The organism is Streptomyces sp. NPDC052301 (genome assembly GCF_044593395.1).
Classification (GTDB): Bacteria; Actinomycetota; Actinomycetes; order Streptomycetales; family Streptomycetaceae; genus Streptomyces.
On record NZ_JBIUBE010000002.1, the window covers coordinates 73,267 to 91,677 of the forward strand.

19 protein-coding genes are annotated in these 18,411 nt (G+C 73.3%); 6 read left to right on the forward strand and 13 right to left on the reverse strand.

What is annotated here, in order from left to right; all coding sequences use genetic code 11:
• Positions 1 to 50 precede the first annotated feature (50 nt).
• Positions 51 to 1,451 (forward strand): streptophobe family protein, encoded by a 1,401-nt coding sequence (locus ACIHEJ_RS03965; RefSeq protein ID WP_400131954.1) that lies wholly within the window; start codon positions 51 to 53, stop codon positions 1,449 to 1,451.
• Here the strand turns inward: ACIHEJ_RS03965 and ACIHEJ_RS03970 are convergent.
• From ACIHEJ_RS03970 to ACIHEJ_RS03985, 4 genes are all read right to left on the reverse strand, one after another.
• Positions 1,333 to 2,298, reverse strand: a complete 966-nt coding sequence (locus ACIHEJ_RS03970; RefSeq protein ID WP_400131956.1) for a serine/threonine-protein kinase — start codon at positions 2,296 to 2,298, stop codon at positions 1,333 to 1,335. The two genes, ACIHEJ_RS03965 and ACIHEJ_RS03970, sit on opposite strands and share 119 nt — an antisense overlap.
• Positions 2,295 to 2,840 (reverse strand): hypothetical protein, encoded by a 546-nt coding sequence (locus ACIHEJ_RS03975; protein ID WP_400131958.1) that lies wholly within the window; start codon positions 2,838 to 2,840, stop codon positions 2,295 to 2,297. The genes ACIHEJ_RS03970 and ACIHEJ_RS03975 overlap by 4 nt, the downstream gene beginning before the upstream one ends.
• Positions 2,841 to 2,848: 8 nt before the next feature.
• Complete coding sequence (locus ACIHEJ_RS03980; protein ID WP_400131960.1) at positions 2,849 to 5,188, reverse strand: FHA domain-containing protein; 2,340 nt, start codon at positions 5,186 to 5,188, stop codon at positions 2,849 to 2,851.
• A gap of 81 nt (positions 5,189 to 5,269) precedes the next feature.
• A complete protein-coding gene (locus ACIHEJ_RS03985; protein ID WP_400131962.1) occupies positions 5,270 to 5,680 on the reverse strand; it encodes a hypothetical protein in 411 nt (136 codons plus the stop codon).
• A gap of 316 nt (positions 5,681 to 5,996) precedes the next feature.
• Here ACIHEJ_RS03985 and ACIHEJ_RS03990 point away from each other — a divergent pair, with 316 nt between their 5' ends.
• Both ACIHEJ_RS03990 and ACIHEJ_RS03995 read left to right on the forward strand, forming a co-directional pair.
• Entirely contained in the window at positions 5,997 to 6,380 is a 384-nt protein-coding gene (locus tag ACIHEJ_RS03990; RefSeq protein ID WP_400131964.1) for a nuclear transport factor 2 family protein, read from the forward strand.
• A gap of 95 nt (positions 6,381 to 6,475) precedes the next feature.
• The gene (locus tag ACIHEJ_RS03995) at positions 6,476 to 6,775 is read left to right on the forward strand and encodes a DUF1905 domain-containing protein (RefSeq protein ID WP_400131966.1); all 300 of its coding nucleotides are present in this window, start codon (positions 6,476 to 6,478) and stop codon (positions 6,773 to 6,775) included.
• A 33-nt stretch (positions 6,776 to 6,808) separates the two neighbouring features.
• On the opposite strand, the gene mgrA is transcribed toward ACIHEJ_RS03995, so the two are convergent.
• Positions 6,809 to 7,801 (reverse strand): L-glyceraldehyde 3-phosphate reductase, encoded by a 993-nt coding sequence (gene mgrA, locus ACIHEJ_RS04000; RefSeq protein ID WP_400131968.1) that lies wholly within the window; start codon positions 7,799 to 7,801, stop codon positions 6,809 to 6,811.
• A gap of 111 nt (positions 7,802 to 7,912) precedes the next feature.
• Between mgrA and ACIHEJ_RS04005 the strand changes: the two genes are divergently transcribed.
• The 3 genes from ACIHEJ_RS04005 (at position 7,913) to ACIHEJ_RS04015 (ending at position 10,941) form a co-directional block, all read left to right on the forward strand.
• Positions 7,913 to 8,827: a LysR family transcriptional regulator gene (locus tag ACIHEJ_RS04005; protein WP_400131970.1), complete on the forward strand. Its 915-nt coding sequence runs from the start codon at positions 7,913 to 7,915 to the stop codon at positions 8,825 to 8,827.
• A gap of 67 nt (positions 8,828 to 8,894) precedes the next feature.
• A complete protein-coding gene (locus ACIHEJ_RS04010) occupies positions 8,895 to 10,397 on the forward strand; it encodes a carotenoid oxygenase family protein (protein ID WP_400131972.1) in 1,503 nt (500 codons plus the stop codon).
• A 28-nt stretch (positions 10,398 to 10,425) separates the two neighbouring features.
• Entirely contained in the window at positions 10,426 to 10,941 is a 516-nt protein-coding gene (locus ACIHEJ_RS04015) for a DUF664 domain-containing protein (RefSeq protein ID WP_400131974.1), read from the forward strand.
• On the opposite strand, the gene ACIHEJ_RS04020 is transcribed toward ACIHEJ_RS04015, so the two are convergent.
• The 8 genes from ACIHEJ_RS04020 to ACIHEJ_RS04055 all read right to left on the reverse strand — a co-directional run bounded on the left by ACIHEJ_RS04020 (position 10,923) and on the right by ACIHEJ_RS04055 (position 18,327).
• Complete coding sequence (locus ACIHEJ_RS04020; protein ID WP_400131976.1) at positions 10,923 to 11,993, reverse strand: adenosine deaminase; 1,071 nt, start codon at positions 11,991 to 11,993, stop codon at positions 10,923 to 10,925. The two genes, ACIHEJ_RS04015 and ACIHEJ_RS04020, sit on opposite strands and share 19 nt — an antisense overlap.
• Before the next feature lie 81 nt (positions 11,994 to 12,074).
• The gene (locus ACIHEJ_RS04025) at positions 12,075 to 12,467 is read right to left on the reverse strand and encodes a VOC family protein (RefSeq protein WP_400131978.1); all 393 of its coding nucleotides are present in this window, start codon (positions 12,465 to 12,467) and stop codon (positions 12,075 to 12,077) included.
• Positions 12,468 to 12,576: 109 nt separating this feature from the next.
• Positions 12,577 to 13,503, reverse strand: a complete 927-nt coding sequence (locus tag ACIHEJ_RS04030; RefSeq protein ID WP_400131980.1) for a M48 family metalloprotease — start codon at positions 13,501 to 13,503, stop codon at positions 12,577 to 12,579.
• Positions 13,500 to 13,880: a BlaI/MecI/CopY family transcriptional regulator gene (locus ACIHEJ_RS04035; protein ID WP_400131982.1), complete on the reverse strand. Its 381-nt coding sequence runs from the start codon at positions 13,878 to 13,880 to the stop codon at positions 13,500 to 13,502. The genes ACIHEJ_RS04030 and ACIHEJ_RS04035 overlap by 4 nt, the downstream gene beginning before the upstream one ends.
• Positions 13,881 to 14,315: 435 nt before the next feature.
• The gene (locus ACIHEJ_RS04040) at positions 14,316 to 15,221 is read right to left on the reverse strand and encodes an aldo/keto reductase (protein WP_400131984.1); all 906 of its coding nucleotides are present in this window, start codon (positions 15,219 to 15,221) and stop codon (positions 14,316 to 14,318) included.
• Positions 15,222 to 15,260: 39 nt separating this feature from the next.
• Entirely contained in the window at positions 15,261 to 16,583 is a 1,323-nt protein-coding gene (locus ACIHEJ_RS04045) for an aldehyde dehydrogenase family protein (protein ID WP_400131986.1), read from the reverse strand.
• A 179-nt stretch (positions 16,584 to 16,762) separates the two neighbouring features.
• A complete protein-coding gene (locus ACIHEJ_RS04050; RefSeq protein ID WP_400131988.1) occupies positions 16,763 to 17,965 on the reverse strand; it encodes an RNA polymerase sigma factor in 1,203 nt (400 codons plus the stop codon).
• 11 nt (positions 17,966 to 17,976) lie between these two features.
• Positions 17,977 to 18,327, reverse strand: a complete 351-nt coding sequence (locus ACIHEJ_RS04055) for a YciI family protein (RefSeq protein ID WP_400131990.1) — start codon at positions 18,325 to 18,327, stop codon at positions 17,977 to 17,979.
• Positions 18,328 to 18,411: the final 84 nt, after the last annotated feature.

Here is an 18,411-nt window from a genome sequence, read left to right on the forward strand (position 1 = left end):
ACGGCCCTCCCGGCGGGCGCGGTGCCCCGGCTCTGCTTAGCGTGGCAGGCGTGAGCCCTCCCCCCGTCTCCGCGCGGCCCGTCGCCCGCCACGGCTGGGCGCGGGCCGTGTCCACCGTGCTGACCGGGGTGGCCGTCATGGTGCTGGTGGCAGCGCTGGGGCTGTGGGCGGCCGGAGCGGCGGATCTGCCGGACGGCGCGTTCCCGAGGGTGGTGGCGGCGACCGTGGTCGCGGCGGTCGGCGGCAGCGTGGAGCTCGCCGGGAACGCGGGCGCCCTGGCGGAGAGCCGGGCCGGCCTCACCGTCGTCCCGCTCTCGGTGACGCTCGCCGGGGCCCTGCTGATCGGCGCGGGGTTCCTGCGTCCGCTGCGGCACCGGGCGGTCGCGTCGGCCCGGGAACTGGCCGGCTGGGCCGCCCGGATCGCGGTGCTGTGGCTGCTCGTGCTGATCGGTCTGGCCCTCGTCGCCCGGCAGACCTTCGCCGTCGACGTGGGCAACGGCATCCTCAGCGACCTCACCGGACTGTTCGACGTCTCCCCGCGGGTCGGGTTCACCACGGACGTGCCGCTGACCGTGCTGTTCGGACTGTTGTGGCTGGCCGGAGTGCTGGTGCTCGCCCTGCTGGTCGCGCGCGGCGCGCCGCTGCCGGGGCGGCTGCTGCGCCGCCAGGAGTCGGTACGGCCGGCGGCGCACGCGATGGTGGTGCTGCTCCTCGCCTACGTCGTCATCGGTCTCGTCACCGCGCTGATCACGGCGGCCGTCCGCGGAAACGCGCGCGCGGTCTTCGCGCTGATCCTGCTGGGTCTGCCCAATCTGGCCTGGCTGAGCCTCACCGTCGGCCTCGGGGCGACCTGGAACGGTCGCGTCGACGGTCCGTTCGGGCTGCCGCTGCCGCACGTCCTGGACGCGATCCTGCGCACCCCGGACGTCTCGGAGCTGAACCTGCGCACCCTCACCGCGTACGACGGCCGCTGGTGGTGGCTGGTGGTCGTGGACGCCGTCCTGCTGCTCGCCGTGGCCGTCCGGATGGCTGCCCGCTCGCCCGCCCGGGTCCGGCCCTGGCAGCACGCCGTGCAGCTGGCCGTCGCGCTGGCCCTGACGGTGCTGATGATCGGTCTGCTGGGCCGCGTCTCGGCCCACTACGGGCTGTCCCTGCTCGGCATCGGCGATCTCGGCGGCGGGCTGTCCGGCGAGGTGCTCCTCACGCCGCAGCTGTGGCAGGCGGTGGGCCTCGGCGCGCTGTGGGGGCTGGTCGCCGGCTTCCTGGGCGGCCTGCTGGCCCGCCCGGCGCTCCGCCGGGGCGACATGAGCGGCCCCCGGAACTCCTCGCCTCTCAACGGCCGCCGTGGATCACCGGCCGGGCCCAGCGCGGAGGACCCGGGGCCGCCGTCGTCGGGCTGGTTGCGGGGGGTGGGCCGGGGGCCGTGGGTACGGCGGTGCGCAAGGCGGTGACGAAGGCCAGGCAGGTGTCGTAGCGGGCGTCCGGGCGCTTGGCGAGGGCCTTGGCGAAGACGGCGTCCACGGCCGCGGTGAGACCGGGTCGTGCCGCGCTCGGCGGGGGCGGCTCGTCGAACTGGTGGGCCCACAGCAGGGCCATGTCGTCCTCGCGCCGGAACGGCGGGCGGCCGGTGAGGGCCTCGTAGACGACGCAGGCGAGGCCGTAGACGTCGCAGCGGCCGTCGACCGGGCGGCCGGAGATCTGCTCGGGGGCCACGTAGTCGAGGGTGCCGACGAACTGGCCGACACTGGTGAAGCCGGTCAGCGACAGCGACTTCTTGGTGAGCCCGAAATCGGTGAGGTACACGTGCTCGGGGTGGTCGCTGTCGATGCCCTCGGCGACCAGGATGTTGCCGGGCTTCACGTCCCGGTGGACCAGCCCGTGCTCGTGGGCGGCGTCGAGGGCGGAGGCCACCTGTGCGGCGATCCGCACCGCGTCCGGCAGGGGCAGCGCTCCGTACAGGTCGAGAAGGTGGCGCAGGTCGCTCCCGGAGACGTAGCGCATGGCGATGTAGAGCACGCCGTCCGTCTCGCCGGCGTCGAATACCGGCACGATGTGCGGATGGTCGATCGCCGCGGCCACCCGGGACTCGTGGATGAAGCGCCGGCGGAAGGTGTCGTTGCGGGCCAGTTCCGGGGCCAGCAGCTTGAGCGCGACCGTACGGTCCAGCCGCAGGTCTCGGGCACGGTAGACCACGGCCATACCGCCGCGCCCCACCTCGCTCTGGAGCAGGTAGTTGGCCACGCGGCGGCCGATGGGTTCCGAGGTGCGGCCGGAGAAGAGGCCGCTCCCGCCCGTCATCGGCGTTCGCTCTCGGGCACGACCTGCCGCGTCGGGGCGTGGCCGGTCTCCTGGGTGCCGGTGACGGTCCGGTCGGTGGCGTACGTGGTCAGGCGCCGTCCGTCGCCGTACACCCACCGGCCTTCCTCGGGGTCGTACAGCCACATCGACTCGCCGTCGACGACGAGCCCGATCCGCAGGTCGCGGGTGCGGTCCGCGAAGTCCTCGCCGTCCAGCGTGCCGGCGGCCAGTTCCTCCACGGCGGCCCGGTAGGCGGCCAGGGCCTGTTCGGCGCGGGCCAGCAGCGGGCGTGGATCGGCGGTGGCGTCCGGGCCGTCGGCGGCGGGCGGGTCCTCGGGTACGGCGACCAGCCGGCGGCCGTCCACCCAGGCGGTCCAGCCGTTGGAGCAGCGGATGTGCCCCCAGTCACCGCGCCGCTCCACGAGCTGCACCGGCAGCAGCGGATCGAGGGGCACGGTGGGCCGGTCCGGGTCGGGGGCCTCCCAGGCGGGCATCCCCTGCGGCGGGACCACGTGGGTGGGGCGGAACTCGGAGTTCTTCACGGCGCCGCCTAGTTCCGCATCACGGCCGGCTCCTGCCGGCGCAGCAGCCGGGCGACCGCGAATCCGTAACCGGCGGACAGCACCAGCAGCATGGCCAGGTTCAGCAGCCAGACGCCCGTCGTGTGGCGGAACAGGGGGTCGGCGGTCAGCGTGCCGGGCACGGTGCGGGACAGCCCGACGGTGCCGGCCATGGCGCCGAAGGCCCAGCGGGAGGGCACGAGCCAGGACAGCTGCTCGAGGCCGGGGACGCCGTTCAGCTTGAGCAGGGCGCCGCAGAAGACGACCTGGACGATGGCGAGGAGCACCAGCAGCGGCATCGTCACCTCCTCCTTGCGCACCAGGGCGGAGACGAGCAGGCCGAGCATCATCGCCGTGAACGCCAGCAGGGCCACGGCCAGGGTGATCTCGGCGAGCGGCGGCAGCAGGACGCCGTTGCCGCCGGGGGCGTTCAGGTCGACACCGAGCAGGGCGACCAGGGTGAGGACGACGGCCTGGACGACCGTGACCGTGCCGAGCACCACCACCTTGGACATCAGGTACGCGGATCTGGGCAGGCCGACGGCGCGCTCGCGCCGGTAGACGGTGCGTTCCTTGACCAGTTCGCGGACCGCGTTGGCGGCGCCGGTGAGCACGGCGCCGACGCACAGGATGAGCAGCGCGTTCAGCGTGGTGTCGCGGGTGAGCCGACCGCCCGCCAGGGCCCGGGCCATGGCGCCCATCACGAACGGCAGGGCGACCATGACGAGCAGGAAGGTCCGGTCGGCGCTCAGCACGGCGGTGTAGCGGCGGACCAGGGTGGTGAGCTGGGCGCGCGTCCGGCGCGGACGGGGCGGGGGCACGGGGGCGACGGGGGCCGGGCCGGGGTGCTGGGGCCGACTGGTGGCCTGGGCGATGTAGTGCCGGTGGAACGGTGACTCGTGGTACTCCCGGGCCCAGTCGCGTCCCTGGTCGCGCTCGAAGGCCTCGAAGGCCTCCGGCCAGTGCTCCTGGCCGAAGAAGGGCAGGGCGTCGCCGGGCGGGCCGTAGTAGGCGACCTTGCCGCCGGGGGCCAGGACCAGGAGGCGGTCGCAGACGCCGAGGCTGAGGACGCTGTGCGTGACCACGATGACCGTGTGGCCGTCGTCGGCAAGGCCGCGCAGCATGTGCATCACGGACCGGTCCATGCCGGGGTCCAGTCCTGAGGTCGGCTCGTCCAGGAAGAGCAGCGAGGGTTTGGTGAGCAGTTCCAGGGCCACGCTGACCCGTTTGCGCTGGCCGCCGGAGAGGCTGTGCACGGGCTGGCCGGCGCGCTGCTCCAGGCCCAGTTCCTGGATCACCTCGTCCACCCGCGCGCGCCGCTCGGCCGGGGCGGTGTCCTCCGGGAAGCGCAGTTCGGCGGCGTAGGTGAGGGCGGCGCGGACGGTGAGCTGGGGGTGCAGGATGTCCTCCTGCGGGACGAGGCCGAGGCGCCGGCGCAGCTCGGCGTAGTCGTGGTAGAGGTCGCGGCCGTCGTACAGCACGGTGCCGCGGTCGGCGGGCCGCTGTCCGGTCAGGGCGTTCAGCAGGGTGGACTTGCCGGCGCCGCTGGGTCCGACCACCGCGAGCAGGCACTTCTCCCCCACCGGGAAGGAGACGTGGTCGAGGAGCACGGTGCGGCCCCGGTCGACGGCGACGGTGAGGTCCTGGACGTCGAGGGAGACCTCGCCGGTGTCGACGTACTCCTGGAGTTCGTCTCCGGCCAGGCAGAAGGCGGAGTGGCCGATGCCGACGATGTCGCCGGGGCCGACGGGGGCACGGGTGACGGGCCGGCCGTTGAGGTACGTGCCGTTGTGGCTGCCGAGGTCGACGATCTCGTACGTGCCGTCCGCGCGGGCGCGCAGTTCGGCGTGCCGGCGGGAGACGGACAGGTCGTCCACGACGAGGTCGTTGTCGGCGGCCCGGCCGATGCGAACGGTGCGTGCGGGCAGCGGGCGGACGCTGCTGGGACACCGGAAGGCGCCGGTCAGTTCGGGCAGCGACACCGCGGCGGGGCGGTCCGGGGCCGGCCTCGGGGCGCCGACCAGCACGGCCCGGGGGCCGTCGGCCGGATTGCCGAACCGGATCACGCTGCCCGGACGCACGCCCCACTCCGCGATCCGGCGGCCGTCGGCGTAGGTGCCGTTGGTGCTGTCCCGGTCCGTCAGGGTCCAGCGGTCGTGGTCGCAGCGCAGCACGGCGTGGTGCCACGAGACCCGGTCATCGTCGAGGACGATGTCGCTCAACGGATCGCGTCCGACGTGGTAGTCGTGCCCCGGGCTCATCACCGTGGAGCCCGAGTCGGTCTCCAGGACGAGTTCGGGTGCCGTCGGGGCGACCGGCCGCTCCGCCATGGTCAAAATTGTACCGATTCGTTCACATGTGCGCCCGCTCAGTCCTTTGCGTGCGGACGTGCGGGCGCACATCGACACGTGTCAGGCGACGGGTACGACGAGGACGGGGAGCGTGCGCTGCATACGGAGGGCGTCGACCGACTCGGCGAGCAGTTCGTACTCGGTGGTGTCGTCGCTCGCCGCGATCCGCACCAGCCGTCCGTCCGCCAGCTTCTCGGCGACCAGCTCCTGCCGGACGTCGTCGGCGCACCAGGCGCGCAGCAGGGCGGGCACGTCGGCCACCGTCTCCGCGACCGGCGCCAGCGCACCCGCCGGGAAGGCGGGATCCTCCGGGCTCGGGTCGAGCCGCTCGGCGATCCAGGACGCCCGGTCCCGCAGCCACCACAGGGCCAGGGCCAGCGTCGGCGCGCGATAGGTGCCGAGCGGTACGCCGATGCGCCGGCCGTCGCACATGCCGTACGCCGTGACATGGCACAGGAATTCGTCGTGCACGTCTCACTCCCCCGTCGCCTCGCCGGTGTGCCGGGCGGTACCTCGCTCTCCGTGCGGCTCCTGTGCGGTGAAGTGCCCCTGATGTTCGAGTATCGCCACTCCCGAAACACTGTCACCATGACTTTCCGGCCAGTCTGTTGGCATATTCACCGCCCGTTCTGGCCGGAATGCACCGGGACGCAGGACCGTCCGGGCATGACCAGGGAGGTAATCGACCCGCCCCACAGCCTTCCGGCATGGTGGTCACACCGGATCGGCGAACGCCAGGATCCGGGCCCTGACCAGCTGAGACGACCCCGATGGAGGCTGATTCACCATGTCCGCGAACACCGACCGTCACGAGACCGCCGCCGCCCGTTACTTCGAGGCCTGGAACGCCACCGAGCCGGAGGCGCTGAAGAAGGCGGTCGCCGCCGCGTGGACCGTGGACGGCGGCTACACCGACCCGCTCGCCGACGTCCGCGGGCACGAGGGCATCGCTGCCGTGATCGCCGCGGCCCACGAGCAGTTCCCGGGATTCGTCTTCCGCCCGCTCGGAGCGGTGGACGGGCACCACGACACCGCCCGGTTCGGCTGGGAGCTGGTGAACGAGGCCGACGGTACGGCACCCGTGGCGGGCTTCGACGTCGTCACGCTGGACGAGGAGGGCCGGATCCGTCAGGTGCTGGGCTTCCTGGACCGGGTGCCGGCGGGCGCCTGAGATCCGGCATCCGCGATGAGTTTCGCCGCGCGCGGCGGTCTCTTCCGGTGAGTGCGGAGAGCACCGGCCGAGAGCACCGCGCGCGGAGGGACGAGATGAGTGACACCCAACGGACGAGCGAACGGGTGGACGTGAAGTTCACCGCCGTCCTGTGCAAGAGCCACCAGCACGGCGGCTGGACCTACGTCGTCTGGCCGCGGTCCGCCGAGTTCTTCGGCACCCGGGGAGTGGTCAAGGTCCGCGGAACGATCGACGGCCATCCGTTCCGCAGCTCCTTCATGGCCCTGGGTGACGGCACCCACAAGCTGCCGGTGCGGACCGAGATCCGCTGGGCGATCGGCAAGGAGGAGGGGGACACGGTGACCGTGCACCTGCGGCAACGGCTCCGTTCCTAGGGCCCTCCTCGGGGTCTGCCCCGGGGGCCGGTCCTACGGCCGCACGATCGCGTCGATCCGGGCCAGCTCCTCGGCGTCGAAGTCGAGGTTCCGGATGGCGCCGACGCTGTCCTCGACCTGCTGCGGGCTGCTCGCGCCGATCAGCGCGGAGGTGACCCGGCCGCCGCGCAGCACCCAGGCCAGCGCCAGCTGGGCCAGGGTCTGACCGCGGGACTTTGCGACCTCGTCGAGGGCGCGGAGGCGGGCGACCAGGTCCTCGGTGACCGCCTCCGAGTTCAGGAAGGGGCTGTCGCTCGCCGCCCGGGAGTCCTCCGGGATGCCGTCGAGGTAGCGCCCGGTGAGCAGGCCCTGCTCCAGCGGGGAGTAGACGATGGAGCCGACCTGCAGCTCGTCCAGGGTGGTGAGGAGGTCCTGCTCCTCGGGCCGGCGGTCGAGCATCGAGTAGCGCGGCTGGTGGACGAGGAGCGGGGTGCCGAGGTCGGCGAGGATGCGCGCGGCCTCGCGGGTCTGCTCCGGCGAGTAGTTGGAGACGCCGACGTACAGCGCCTTGCCCTGCTGCACCGCCGAGTGCAGCGCGCCCATCGTCTCCTCCAGCGGAGTGTCCGGGTCGGGGCGGTGCGAGTAGAAGATGTCGACGTGGTCCAGGCCCATCCGGGCGAGGCTCTGGTCCAGCGAGGACAGCAGGTACTTGCGCGAGCCCCACTCGCCGTACGGGCCCGGCCACATCAGGTAGCCGGCCTTGGTGGAGACGACCAGCTCGTCGCGGTACGGCGCGAGGTCCGCCTTGAGTGCCTCGCCGAGGGCCGACTCGGCGGCGCCGGGCGGCGGGCCGTAGTTGTTCGCCAGGTCGAAGTGGGTGATGCCGAGGTCGAAGGCGCGGCGCAGGATGGCCCGCTGGGTCTCGACGGGCCGGTCCGGTCCGAAGTTGTGCCACAGGCCGAGCGACAGTGCGGGCAGCTTCAGTCCGCTGCGGCCGGTGCGCCGGTAGGGCATGTCGGCGTAGCGGTCGGGGTGTGCGGTGTACAACGCGACTCCAGAGGGGTGGGCAGACGATCTACCGCTTCCACTCTTCCCCGGAGCGCGGGCAGTGGTCCAACAGAAGAATCCGATGGAATTGTGCGGTTAGGCTTCTCAATCATGGAACTGCGCCATCTCCAGCACTTCGTCGCGGTCGCCGAGGACCAGCATTTCACCCGGGCCGCGGAACGCCTGATGGTGTCCCAGTCGGGCCTGTCGGCGTCCATCCGGGCGCTGGAGCGGGAGCTGCGGGCACCGCTGTTCGTCCGCACCACCCGGCGGGTGACGCTCACCGAGGCGGGCCGGGCACTGCTGGTGGAGGCGGAGCGGATCCTGGCGCAGGTGCGTTCGGCGCACGAGGCGGTGGCGGCGGTGCAGGGCGTGCTGCGCGGCACGCTGGCGCTCGGTACCGAGCAGTGCATCGCCGGGGTGCACGTGGCCCGGCTGCTGGCCGCGTTCCGGGGCCGGCATCCGGACGTGGAGATCCGGCTGCGGCAGGCGGGCTCCCTCGCGCTGGCCGAGGAGGTCGCGGCCGGGCGGCTCGACCTGGCCTTCGCGTACCGCACCCAGGCCGACAGCGACCAGCTTCGGTCGGTGGCGCTGACCAGCGAGCCGATGACCGTGCTGTGCCATCCGAGCCACCGCCTCGCCCCGGCCGCGGCCGTGCTCTCCCCGGACGACCTCGCCGGGGAGGTCTTCGTCGACTTCCACCCGGACTGGGGCCCGCGCCGCACCACCGACGCCGCCTTCGCCGCGGCCGGTGTCCGGCGCACGGTCGCGCTCGAGGTCAACGACGTGCACAGCCTGCTGGACCTGGTCGACGAGAACCTGGGGATCGCGGTCGTACCCCGGCACTTCCGGCACAAGCGGCCCTCGCTCACGGCGCTGCCGGTGAAGGGCGCGGGCGCGACGGAGTACGAGACCGTGGCGCTGCTGCCGCCGGACCGGGCCACCAGTCCCGCCGCCCGCGCTCTCGTCACCCTCCTGGAGACCGGGGGCCTGGCACCACCCCCGTACGGGGCCCAGCCCTCCTGATTCCGGCCGTCCGCCGCCGCAGACTCATGACCGTCGGCCACCACAACGACGGTCAGGAGCAGGCGACATGGCGGAACACACACGGCGGACCGTGCTGCGCGGCGCGGCCGGGCTCGCGGCGGCGGGCGCACTGGCGGGCGCCTCCTCACCCCGGGCCACGGCGGCCCGGGCCGATCACCCGACGCCCCGTCACTTCCCCTTCCTGGAAGGGGCGTTCGAGCCCGTCACCGAGGAACTGACCGCATTCGACCTGCCGGTCACCGGCCGTGTCCCGCGGGAGCTGAACGGCCGCTTCCTGCGCAACGGACCCAACGTGCTCGGGCTGGAGGACCCCCGGGCCCACCACTGGATGCTCGGCGAGGGCATGGTGCACGGCGTCCGGCTGCGCGACGGCAGGGCCGAGTGGTACCGCAACCGCTGGGTGCGTTCCTCGCAGGTGGCGCGGAAGCTGGGCGAGTCCCGCCCGGGTCCGGTCCCGCCGGACGACTTCGCGTGCAACACGCATGTGATCGCGTACCGCGGGCGGATCCTCGCCCTGCAGGAGAGCGGCCCGCTGCCGTACGAACTCGACGGTGAGCTGAACACCCGGGGGACCCACGACTTCGGGGGCACCCTGGAGGGCGCCTTCACCGCGCACACCAAGTTCGACGCGCACGCCGGCGAGCTGCACGCGATCGCCTACTATCCCGCCTGGGACCATGTGCGGCACCTGGTCGTGGACCCGGCGGGACGCATCGCGCGCACGACACGGATCCCGGTCGCCGACGCGCCGATGATGCACGACTTCGCGCTCACCGAACGGTATGTCGTCGTCTTCGACCTCCCCGTCACCTTCGACCCGGAGGCCGCCGGGCGCGGTGCGCCGGTGCCGTACGTCTGGAACCGGAGGCACCCGACGCGCGTGGGCGTCATGCCCCGCTCCGGGCGAGGCCCGGTGCGCTGGTTCGGGATCGAGCCGGTGTTCTACTCCCACACGCTCAACGCCTACGACGAGGGCGACCGCGTGGTGGTCGACCTGACGGCCTACCCGGCGCCCTTCCAGGTCGCCGGGCCGGGGACCGACGACCCACGGGCCGTGGGGACGCCCCGGCTCGAACGCTGGACGGTCGACCTGCGGCACGGGCACGTGCGGCAGCGGGTCCTGGACGACCGGCCGCAGGAGTTCCCACGCGTGAACGAGTCGTCGGTGTCCCGGCGCCACCGGTACGGGTATGCCGCGGCGGCGGCCGAGATGACGCGCGCGTATCTGCCCCCGGACGCCACGCCGCCCGAACGCGCCTTCGCTGACGCCCTCATCAAGCACGACCTGTCGCGCGGGACGGCCCAGGTGCACCGGCTGCCCGCAGGGGCGGCGGCGGGCGAGGCCGTCTTCGTGCCGCGGGATCCGGGGGACGCGCGGGCCGCCGAGGACGACGGGTACGCGCTGGCGTACGTCCACGACCCCGGCCGGGGCGCGGCGGACCTGGTGATCCTCGCCGCGCAGGACTTCACCGGCGAGCCGGTCGCCCGGGTGCATCTGCCGGGGCGGGTGCCGCTCGGTTTCCACGGCAGCTGGATTGCGGACGCGTGAGCGCCGACTCTTTGGGATCGTGGACGGTATGCATGCAAAGGACATCCTCATCGACGGCTTCGGCCGCATCCAGGAAGAAGTCCATGCCGCCCTCGACGGCCTCGGACCGGACGCACTGCACCACCGCCCGGCCCCCGACGCCAACTCCGTCGCCTGGCTCGTCTGGCACCTCACCCGGGTGCAGGACGACCACATCGCCGACGCCTTCGACCTCGACCAGGTGTGGCTCTCCCAGGACTGGGAGAAGCGCTTCGGCCTCGACCTGCCCAGGCACGACACCGGCTACGGGCACAGCCCGGCCAAGGTCGCGAAGGTGCGGGTGGAGTCGGCCGACCTGCTGACCGGCTACCACGACGCCGTCCACGAGCAGACGCTCGGCGCCCTGCGCGCTCTCGCCGCCAAGGATCTCGAGCGGATCGTGGACGAGCGCTGGGACCCCCCGGTCACCCTGGGCGTCCGCCTGGTGAGCGTCCTGTCCGACGACCTTCAGCACGTCGGACAGGCCGCCTACCTCAGGGGGCTGGTTCAGAGCGCTGCCGCGTAGCCCGGCAGGACCACGTCCTCGATGAGGGCCTTGCGCTCGTCGAACGGGATGAACGCGCTCTTGAGGGCGTTCACCGTGACCGTGCGCAGGTCCTCGACCGTCCAGCCCGCCTCCTCGACCAGCAGGGACATCTCCCGGGTCATCGTCGTCCCCGAGACCAGCCGGTTGTCGGTGTTGAGGGTGACCCGGAAGCCCAGGTCCTTCAGGGCGGTGATGGGGTGCTCGGCGATCGAGGTGGCGCAGCCTGTCTGCAGGTTGGAGGTGGGGCACATCTCCAGGGCGATCCGGCGGTCGCGCACCCAGGAGGCGAGCCGGCCGAGCTTGCCGTCGACGATGTCCTCGGTGAGGCGGACACCGTGGCCGATGCGCTGCGCGCCGCACACCTGCAGGGCCTGGTGGATGCTGGGCAGGCCGTGCGCCTCACCGGCGTGGATGGTGAAGGGCACGCTCTCGCGGCGCAGGTGCTCGAAGGCGTCCAGGTGGTCGGCGGGCGGGAAGCCGTCCTCGGCGCCGGCGATGTCGAAGCCGACGACACCGGCGTCCCGGTAGGCGACGGCCAGGTCGGCGGCTTCGCGGACCCGGTCGAACATCCGCATGCCGCACAGCAGGGTGCCGACGCGGACGGGGGTGCCGGCGGCGGCCGCCTTGGCCATGCCGGCGGCGAGGCCCTCCTGCACGGTCTCCACGACCTCGCTCAGGGACAGCCCGCCCTGGGTGTTCAGCTCGGGGGCGTAGCGCACCTCGGCGTAGACGACACCGTCGGCGGCGAGGTCGAGCACGTACTCCTCGGCGACGCGCAGCAGGCCCTCACGGTTCTGCATGACGGCGAGGGTGTGCTCGAAGGTGGCTATGTAGCGGACCAGGTCGCCGGAGTTGGCGGCCTCGAAGTACCAGGCGGCCAGCTCGTCGGGGTCGGTGGTGGGCAGGGTGTGGCCGATCGCCGCCGCGAGTTCGACGACGGTGGCGGGGCGCAGGCCGCCGTCGAGGTGGTCGTGCAGCACGGCCTTGGGGAGGCGGCGGATCACTTCGGCGTCTACGCGCGTAGCAGTCATGGCGTGTCTTTCCTTGAACAGGCGGTTCGAAACGGCGGGAGAAGCGGGCGTCGAGAGGGGGCGTACGGCGGGAGGGAGCGCTCAGTCGGCGGGCTGCAGCAGGTCCCAGCGGTTGCCGTACAGGTCCCGGAAGACCGCGACGGTGCCGTACGGCTCGTGGCGCGGCTCCTCCAGGAAGGTCACGCCGGCGGCGGCCATGCGGGCGTGATCGCGGGCGAAGTCGTCGGTGTGCAGGAAGAACCCGACGCGCCCGCCGGTCTGGTCGCCGACGCGGGCCCTCTGCTCCTCGTTCTTGGCGCGGGCCAGCAGCAGGCCGGTGCCGGTGGCGTCGCCGCCGGGTTCCACGACGACCCAGCGGGAGCCGTCGGGACGCGGGGCGTCCTCGGCCAGGCGGAAACCGAGGGCCTCGGTGTAGAAGCGGATGGCCTCGTCGTAGTCGTCGACGACGAGGGCGACCAGGGCGACGCGTCGCATCGGGACCTTCCGGTGGGGGTGGTTAGCGGGTGAGGTTATACGTAAAACCCGGTCGGCGCCAGTCCCGTTCTACGCGCGTTGTCCTGCGGTGGCGGCGAGTGCCCGGCGGTCAGGGTCGCTCGTCGCCCTGCGCGACCTCGACCCGGTGGTGGAAGTCGGCCATGCCGGTGACGGAGGCCACGCACGAGACGGCGGTGCAGGTGATGAGCAGGGCGGCGACGGGCCGGCCGGTGCGCCGGGAGCGGGGGGCGGCGAGCAGGGCCTGGACGCGCATCGGGACGGGGCCCGTGGTCGCCGCGGCGGCGAAGCCGGGGCGTTCGGAGGCGGCCGACCGGCCGGCGAGGGCCGCGCGGGCGATGGCCCGGGCGGTCAGCCGGCGGTCGCCGACCGAGGTCGCGGCGGCTTCGTCGGCGGCGCGCTCGGCGGCGAGGCGGATGGTGTCGCGGACCGGGCGCAGCGCGGGGTGGCAGTGCGCGGCGAGTTCGGCGGCGGCGAGGAAGTAGTGGTGGCCGCCCTCGTTGTGCGCCCGCTCGTGCGCGAACAGGGCCTCTCGCTCGGGGGCGTCCAGGCTGCGGAGCATCGCGGTGGTGACGACGATGCGGTGCGGGCGGCCGGGCAGGGCGTACGCGTCGGGGCGGGGCGAGTCCACCACGCACAGGTCGCCGGCGGCGGGCCCGCGTCCGGCCACGGTACGGGCCGCGCGGAAGGCGCGGGTCTGGTGCAGCACCGAGCGGACGAGCGTCCAGCAGCAGACGGCCAGGGCGCCGACGGAGGTCGCGGCGGCGGGCAGGACGACCAGGTCGGAGGCGGTGTGCAGCGGGTGGACCAGCTCGCCGAACGCGGCGAAGAGCGGGAGCTTGAGCAGCCCGATGAGGACGAACGCGCCGAGCGCGGCCAGCGAGCACCCGGCCAGTACGACCGTGCAGACGGTGACGGCCCACAGCGCGGCGACCGGGGTCAGCCGGGCCAGCGTCCGGCGGGCCAGGGCCGGCAGGGCGAACGGCAGCAGCAGGGGCAGCAGGAGCAGGGCGGTCATCGGTCGTCGGACTCGAGCAGGTCGCGCAGGATGCGTTCGTCGTCCGGGCTGAGCTGGGCGACGAACCGGGCGAGGACGGTCTCGCGGTCGCCGTCCCGGTCGAGTTCGCTGTGCATCCGGCGTGCGGTGAGACCCTGGGCGTCCTGGACGTCCCGGACCGGGAAGTAGGCGTAGCCGCGGCCCTGGCGCCGGCGCTCGACGACTCCCTTGTCGTGCAGCCGGGTGAGGATCGTGGTCACGGTCGTGCGGGCGAGGTCCGCGCCGAGGTTCTGCTGGACCTGCCCGGCCGTCCGGGGCGCGTCGGCGGCCCAGAGGGCGGCCAGGACGCTCGCTTCGAGTTCGCCGGCAGGCCGGCGTTCGTCCTTCGCGTCGGTCATGGGTACGTTCCTCACCCCCGAGGTGGTCTGCGGTCAGGGCAACCGTCTACACGATAGTAGTCAACGGGCGCTCGTACGGCTGTGCGGCCGCACGTCCATGACGGGAGGGCCTCGTAGGAGGGGCACAGGCCCCGTGGTGCCGTCCGTCGGCGGGATCGGCCCACTGCGGCCCTGGACCAGGCAGCAAAGCCCGGCCGGTCCGGCGTCTCGGCAGGGCGTCGGTCCGCGGGCCGAGCCGGTACGCGACCCCGAGGTGGGCAGACATGCGGGGGCTTCCGGCAGCGGGCCGTATCCGCCGGTGGCGGCTCTCGCTCCGCGCCACGCGGTGACGTGCACGAGCAGCGCCGGTGCGGGCAGCAGAAGACGACGCCGACGGGGCGGGCGGCGGCGAGGTCCGACGGGCACGGTCCCACGCCGCGGACGTGGGGGCCGTCGTCAGCTCGGGCCGCCGCGCGCCGCGTTCAGTCGCCTCAGGTCCTCGTCGGTGAGCCGCAGGGCGCCCGCCGCGACGTTCTCCGTCAGGTGGTCGGGGTTGCCGGTGCCGGGGATGGCGAGGACGTGCGGGCCCTGGTGCAGGGTCCAGGCGAGGCGGATCTGCGCGGGGCTCGCGCCGTGTGCGCGGGCGACGGCGAGCACCGCGTCGTCGTGGGTGGCGGTCGCCGCCCGTGCTCCGCCCGCACCGGCGACGGCGAAGAACGGCACGAACGCGATGCCGCGTTCGCCGCAGATGCGCACCACCTCGTCGTCGACGGGAGCGGTCCGGTCGACGGCGTACCGGTTCTGCACGGACACCACCGGGGCGATCTCCAGCGCCTCGGCGAGATGGCGGGGCGCGACGCCGGAGACGCCCAGGTGCCGGATCAGGCCGGCCTCGCGCAGTTCGGCGAGGGCGCCGAAGTGCTCGGCGATCGAGTCCTGGTCCATCCGTCGCAGATGGACGACGTCGAGGTGATCGCGGCCGAGCTGACGCAGGTTCTCCTCGACGTGGCCGCGCAGCTGGTCGGGCCGGGCCGGAGTCCCCCACTCGCCGTCGTGGTCGCGGACGGGGCCCACTTTGGTGGCGATGACGAGGTCGTCCGGGTACGGCGCGAGGGCGGTGTTGATCAGTTCATTGGCGGAGCGCAGGGAGGAGAAGTAGAAGGCGGCGGTGTCGATGTGGTTCACACCGAGTTCGACGGCCCTGCGCAGCACGGCGATCGAGCGGGTGCGGTCGCTCGGGGTGCCGTGGTGGAAGGCGGCGCTGCCCGTCAGCCGCATCGCGCCGAAGCCCATGCGGTGGACGGGCAGGTCGCCGAGTTTCCAGGTGCCGGAGGCGTCCGCGGTGATCGTTTCGGCGGTCATTCAGCGGAGTGTCGCACATACGGCTCCAGGACAGGGGGGTCAGCTCAGCGGCTTGTGCAGCACCGCCTTGCGGTGGCTGAACGTCTCGATGGAGTACCGGCCGTGGTAGCTGCCCGTGCCGCTCTCCCCGACGCCGCCGAACGGCAGGTCGGAGACGGTGAGATGGGCGAGGGGAAGGCCGTGGCCGAGGCCGCCGGAGGAGGTCTCGGCGGCGATCCGCGCCCGGGTCTGCTCGGACTCGGAGAAGACGTACAGCGCGAGGGGCTTGTCACGGTCGTTGATGAAACCGATCGCCTCGTCCGGGCCGGCGACCGTGACGATCGGCAGGATGGGGCCGAAGATCTCCTCCTGCATGACGGGCGAAGCGGGGTCGACGTCGGCGAGGACGGTGGGGGCGATGTACTTGGCCGCGCGGTCGCTCGCGCCGCCGACCACGATCCGGCCGGAGCCGAGCAGTCCGGAGAGCCGGTCGAAGTGCCGTTCGTTGATGATCCGGCCGTACTCGGCCGAGGCCGCGGGGTCGGTGCCGAACAGCGCATCGACCGCGCGGACCAGCGCGGCCTCCAGCGCGGCGGCGGTCTCCGGGTCGGTGAGGACGTAGTCGGGGGCGACACAGGTCTGGCCGGCGTTGAGGAACTTGCCGCGCGCGAGCCGGTCCGCCACGACGTCCAGGTCGGTGCCCCGGTCCACGAACACCGGCGACTTGCCGCCCAGTTCGAGCGTGACCGGGGTGAGGTGCTCGGCGGCGGCGCGCATCACGATGCGGCCCACGGTGCCGTTGCCGGTGTAGAAGATGTGGTCGAAGCGCTCGGCCAGCAGGGCCGTGGTCTCCGGGACACCGCCCTCGACCACGGCGACCGCGTCGGTGTCGAGGTAGGCCGGGATCAGCTCGGCCAGCGCGGCCGAGGTCGCCGGGGCCAGTTCGCTCGGCTTGGCGACGACCGCATTGCCGGAGGCCAGTGCGCCGACCATGGGGGCGAGCAGGAGCTGCGCCGGGTAGTTCCAGGGCGCGATGACGAGGACGACGCCGAGGGGGTCGTACTGCGTCCAGGCCGTCGCGTCGGCGCCGAGGTGGGCCGGGACGGGCGCGGGCTCGGGCCGCAGCCAGTCCGCCAGGTGCGCCGACGTGTGGTCGATCTCGCGGATCGTGAAGTCGATCTCGGTGCGGTAGGCCTCGGTGCTGCTCTTGCCGAGGTCGGCGTGCAGGGCGGCGGCGAGGTCGGCGCCGCGTTCCGTGAGCAGCGAGCGCAGGCGGAGCAACTGGTCGGTGCGCCAGGCGACCGACTTGGTGCGGCCGGTGCGGAACGTGGCGCGCAGCCGGGTCACGGTGTCGGCGGGCTGCTCGGGGGCGGGGTGCATCACGGGGGCCTCGCTGATGGCGCACGGGCGGTTCGGCCCGAGCCTAGGTCTCGATACGTCGGATGTAAATGCCAACCTTTCAGGTCCTCAAGTTAATTCCGGCCGCTTTGCGTGACGTGGGTCACGCATGGGTGACGTCCGCTGTCGCCGGTCGGACCTGGAGCGAGACGCGGTGACGGCGGTCAGGGCGTCCCCGGGGCGACCTCCCGGCGGTGCCGCTCCAGGAGGGCCCGCTCGGCCTCGCTCCCGGCCAGCTCGGCGGCCCGGCCGTACTCCCCGGCCGCCTCCGCGGTCCGGCCCAGCCGGCGCAGCAGATCGGCGCGGACGGCGTGGAGCACGTGGTAGTTCATGAGGGTGAGGGCGTCGACCAGGGCGAGGGCCACGGCCGGTCCTTCGAGTTCCGCCACGGCGACAGCCCGGTTCAGGGCGACGACCGGGGACGGGGCCACGGCCATGAGCTGGTCGTAGAGGGTCAGGATCTGACGCCAGTCGGTGGCCTCGGCCGTGGGCGCGTCGCTGTGCACCGCGTGGATCGCGGCCTGGATCTGGTACGGCCCCGGCCGGCCCCGGCGCAGACAGCGGCGTACCAGGTCCTGGCCCTCGGCGATCAGCGCCCGGTCCCACAGCCCCCGGTCCTGCGCGGGCAGCGGGACCAGTTCGCCGTCCGTCGCCTGCCGCGCGGGGCGGCGGGACTCGGTCAGCAGCATCAGCGCGAGCAGTCCGGTGACCTCGGGTTCGTCGGGCATCAGGTCGGCGAGCAGCCGGCCGAGGCGCAGGGCCTCCGCGCACAGGGCGGCGTCGCCGGTGAAGCCCTCGTTGAAGATCAGGTAGACGACGGCGAGGACACCGCCGAGCCGGTCGGGCAGATCGGCGTCGCGGGGCACGCGGTACGGGATCCCCGCGTCCCGGATCTTGGCCTTGGCCCGCACCAGCCGCTGGGCGAGGGTGGCCTCCGGCACCAGGAAGGCGCGGGCGATCCGGGCGGTGCTCAGGCCGCCGAGCAGACGCAGGGTGAGGGCGACCCGGGACTGCGGGGCGAGCGCGGGATGGCAGCAGGTGAAGATCAGGCGGAGCCGGTCGTCGCGCACGGGGCCCTCCTCGGGCGGTGCGGCGGGCGCGTGCAGCCGGGCGGCCTCGGCGTGCCGGGCGTCCCGGGTGGACTCGCGGCGCAGCCGGTCGATGGCCCGGTTGCGGGCGGTGGTGATGATCCAGCCGGCCGGCCCCGGCGGCACGCCGGTCTCCGGCCAGCTGCGGACTGCGGCGGTGAATGCGTCCTGCACCGCTTCCTCGGCGAGGTCGATGTCGCCGAGGAAGCGGACGAGGACGGAGACCGCGCGCCCGTACTCGGCGCGGAACACGGCCTCGACGCCGGCGCTGTCGTGCACGGTGCCGACCCTCAGTGCTGGTCCACGAAGGGCCGTACCTCGATGGGCAGCGTGGTCGCCAGGGCGGCCTTGCGGCCCCACTCCAGGGCCTCGTCCAGGTCGGCGGCGCGGATCAGGCACAGCCCGCCCAGGTACTCCTTGCCCTCGGCGTAGGGGCCGTCGGTGATGAGCACGTCGCCGTCCTTGGGGCGGAGCACGGTCGCGGTCTCCGGGCCGTGCAGGCCGCCCGCGAAGACCCAGGCGCCGGCGGCGCGCAGTTCGTCGTTGAAGGCCTCGACGTTGTGCATGATCTCGGCGAGCGCGTCCGCGGCGGGCGGCGTGCCGTCGGCCGGCTGGACCACGCTGAGCAGATAGTGCTTCATGACGTCCTCCTTGGTGTCTTCAGGGTCTCTCGGGTGCCTGTCACCTCCTACACGAACGGCGCGCCCCCGGATCGACACCGCGCC

Coding starts and splice junctions, on each gene's coding strand:
- ACIHEJ_RS04040 (WP_400131984.1), bottom strand. CDS start 15,221: ATGACCGCCGAAACGATCACCGCGGACGCCTCCGGCACCTGGAAACTC.
- ACIHEJ_RS04030 (WP_400131980.1), bottom strand. CDS start 13,503: ATGACCGCCCTGCTCCTGCTGCCCCTGCTGCTGCCGTTCGCCCTGCCG.
- ACIHEJ_RS04010 (WP_400131972.1), top strand. CDS start 8,895: ATGGCGGAACACACACGGCGGACCGTGCTGCGCGGCGCGGCCGGGCTC.
- ACIHEJ_RS04055 (WP_400131990.1), bottom strand. CDS start 18,327: ATGAAGCACTATCTGCTCAGCGTGGTCCAGCCGGCCGACGGCACGCCG.
- ACIHEJ_RS04005 (WP_400131970.1), top strand. CDS start 7,913: ATGGAACTGCGCCATCTCCAGCACTTCGTCGCGGTCGCCGAGGACCAG.
- ACIHEJ_RS04025 (WP_400131978.1), bottom strand. CDS start 12,467: ATGCGACGCGTCGCCCTGGTCGCCCTCGTCGTCGACGACTACGACGAG.
- ACIHEJ_RS03970 (WP_400131956.1), bottom strand. CDS start 2,298: ATGACGGGCGGGAGCGGCCTCTTCTCCGGCCGCACCTCGGAACCCATC.
- ACIHEJ_RS04015 (WP_400131974.1), top strand. CDS start 10,426: ATGCATGCAAAGGACATCCTCATCGACGGCTTCGGCCGCATCCAGGAA.
- ACIHEJ_RS04035 (WP_400131982.1), bottom strand. CDS start 13,880: ATGACCGACGCGAAGGACGAACGCCGGCCTGCCGGCGAACTCGAAGCG.
- ACIHEJ_RS03990 (WP_400131964.1), top strand. CDS start 5,997: ATGTCCGCGAACACCGACCGTCACGAGACCGCCGCCGCCCGTTACTTC.
- ACIHEJ_RS04020 (WP_400131976.1), bottom strand. CDS start 11,993: ATGACTGCTACGCGCGTAGACGCCGAAGTGATCCGCCGCCTCCCCAAG.
- ACIHEJ_RS03995 (WP_400131966.1), top strand. CDS start 6,476: ATGAGTGACACCCAACGGACGAGCGAACGGGTGGACGTGAAGTTCACC.
- ACIHEJ_RS03980 (WP_400131960.1), bottom strand. CDS start 5,188: ATGGCGGAGCGGCCGGTCGCCCCGACGGCACCCGAACTCGTCCTGGAG.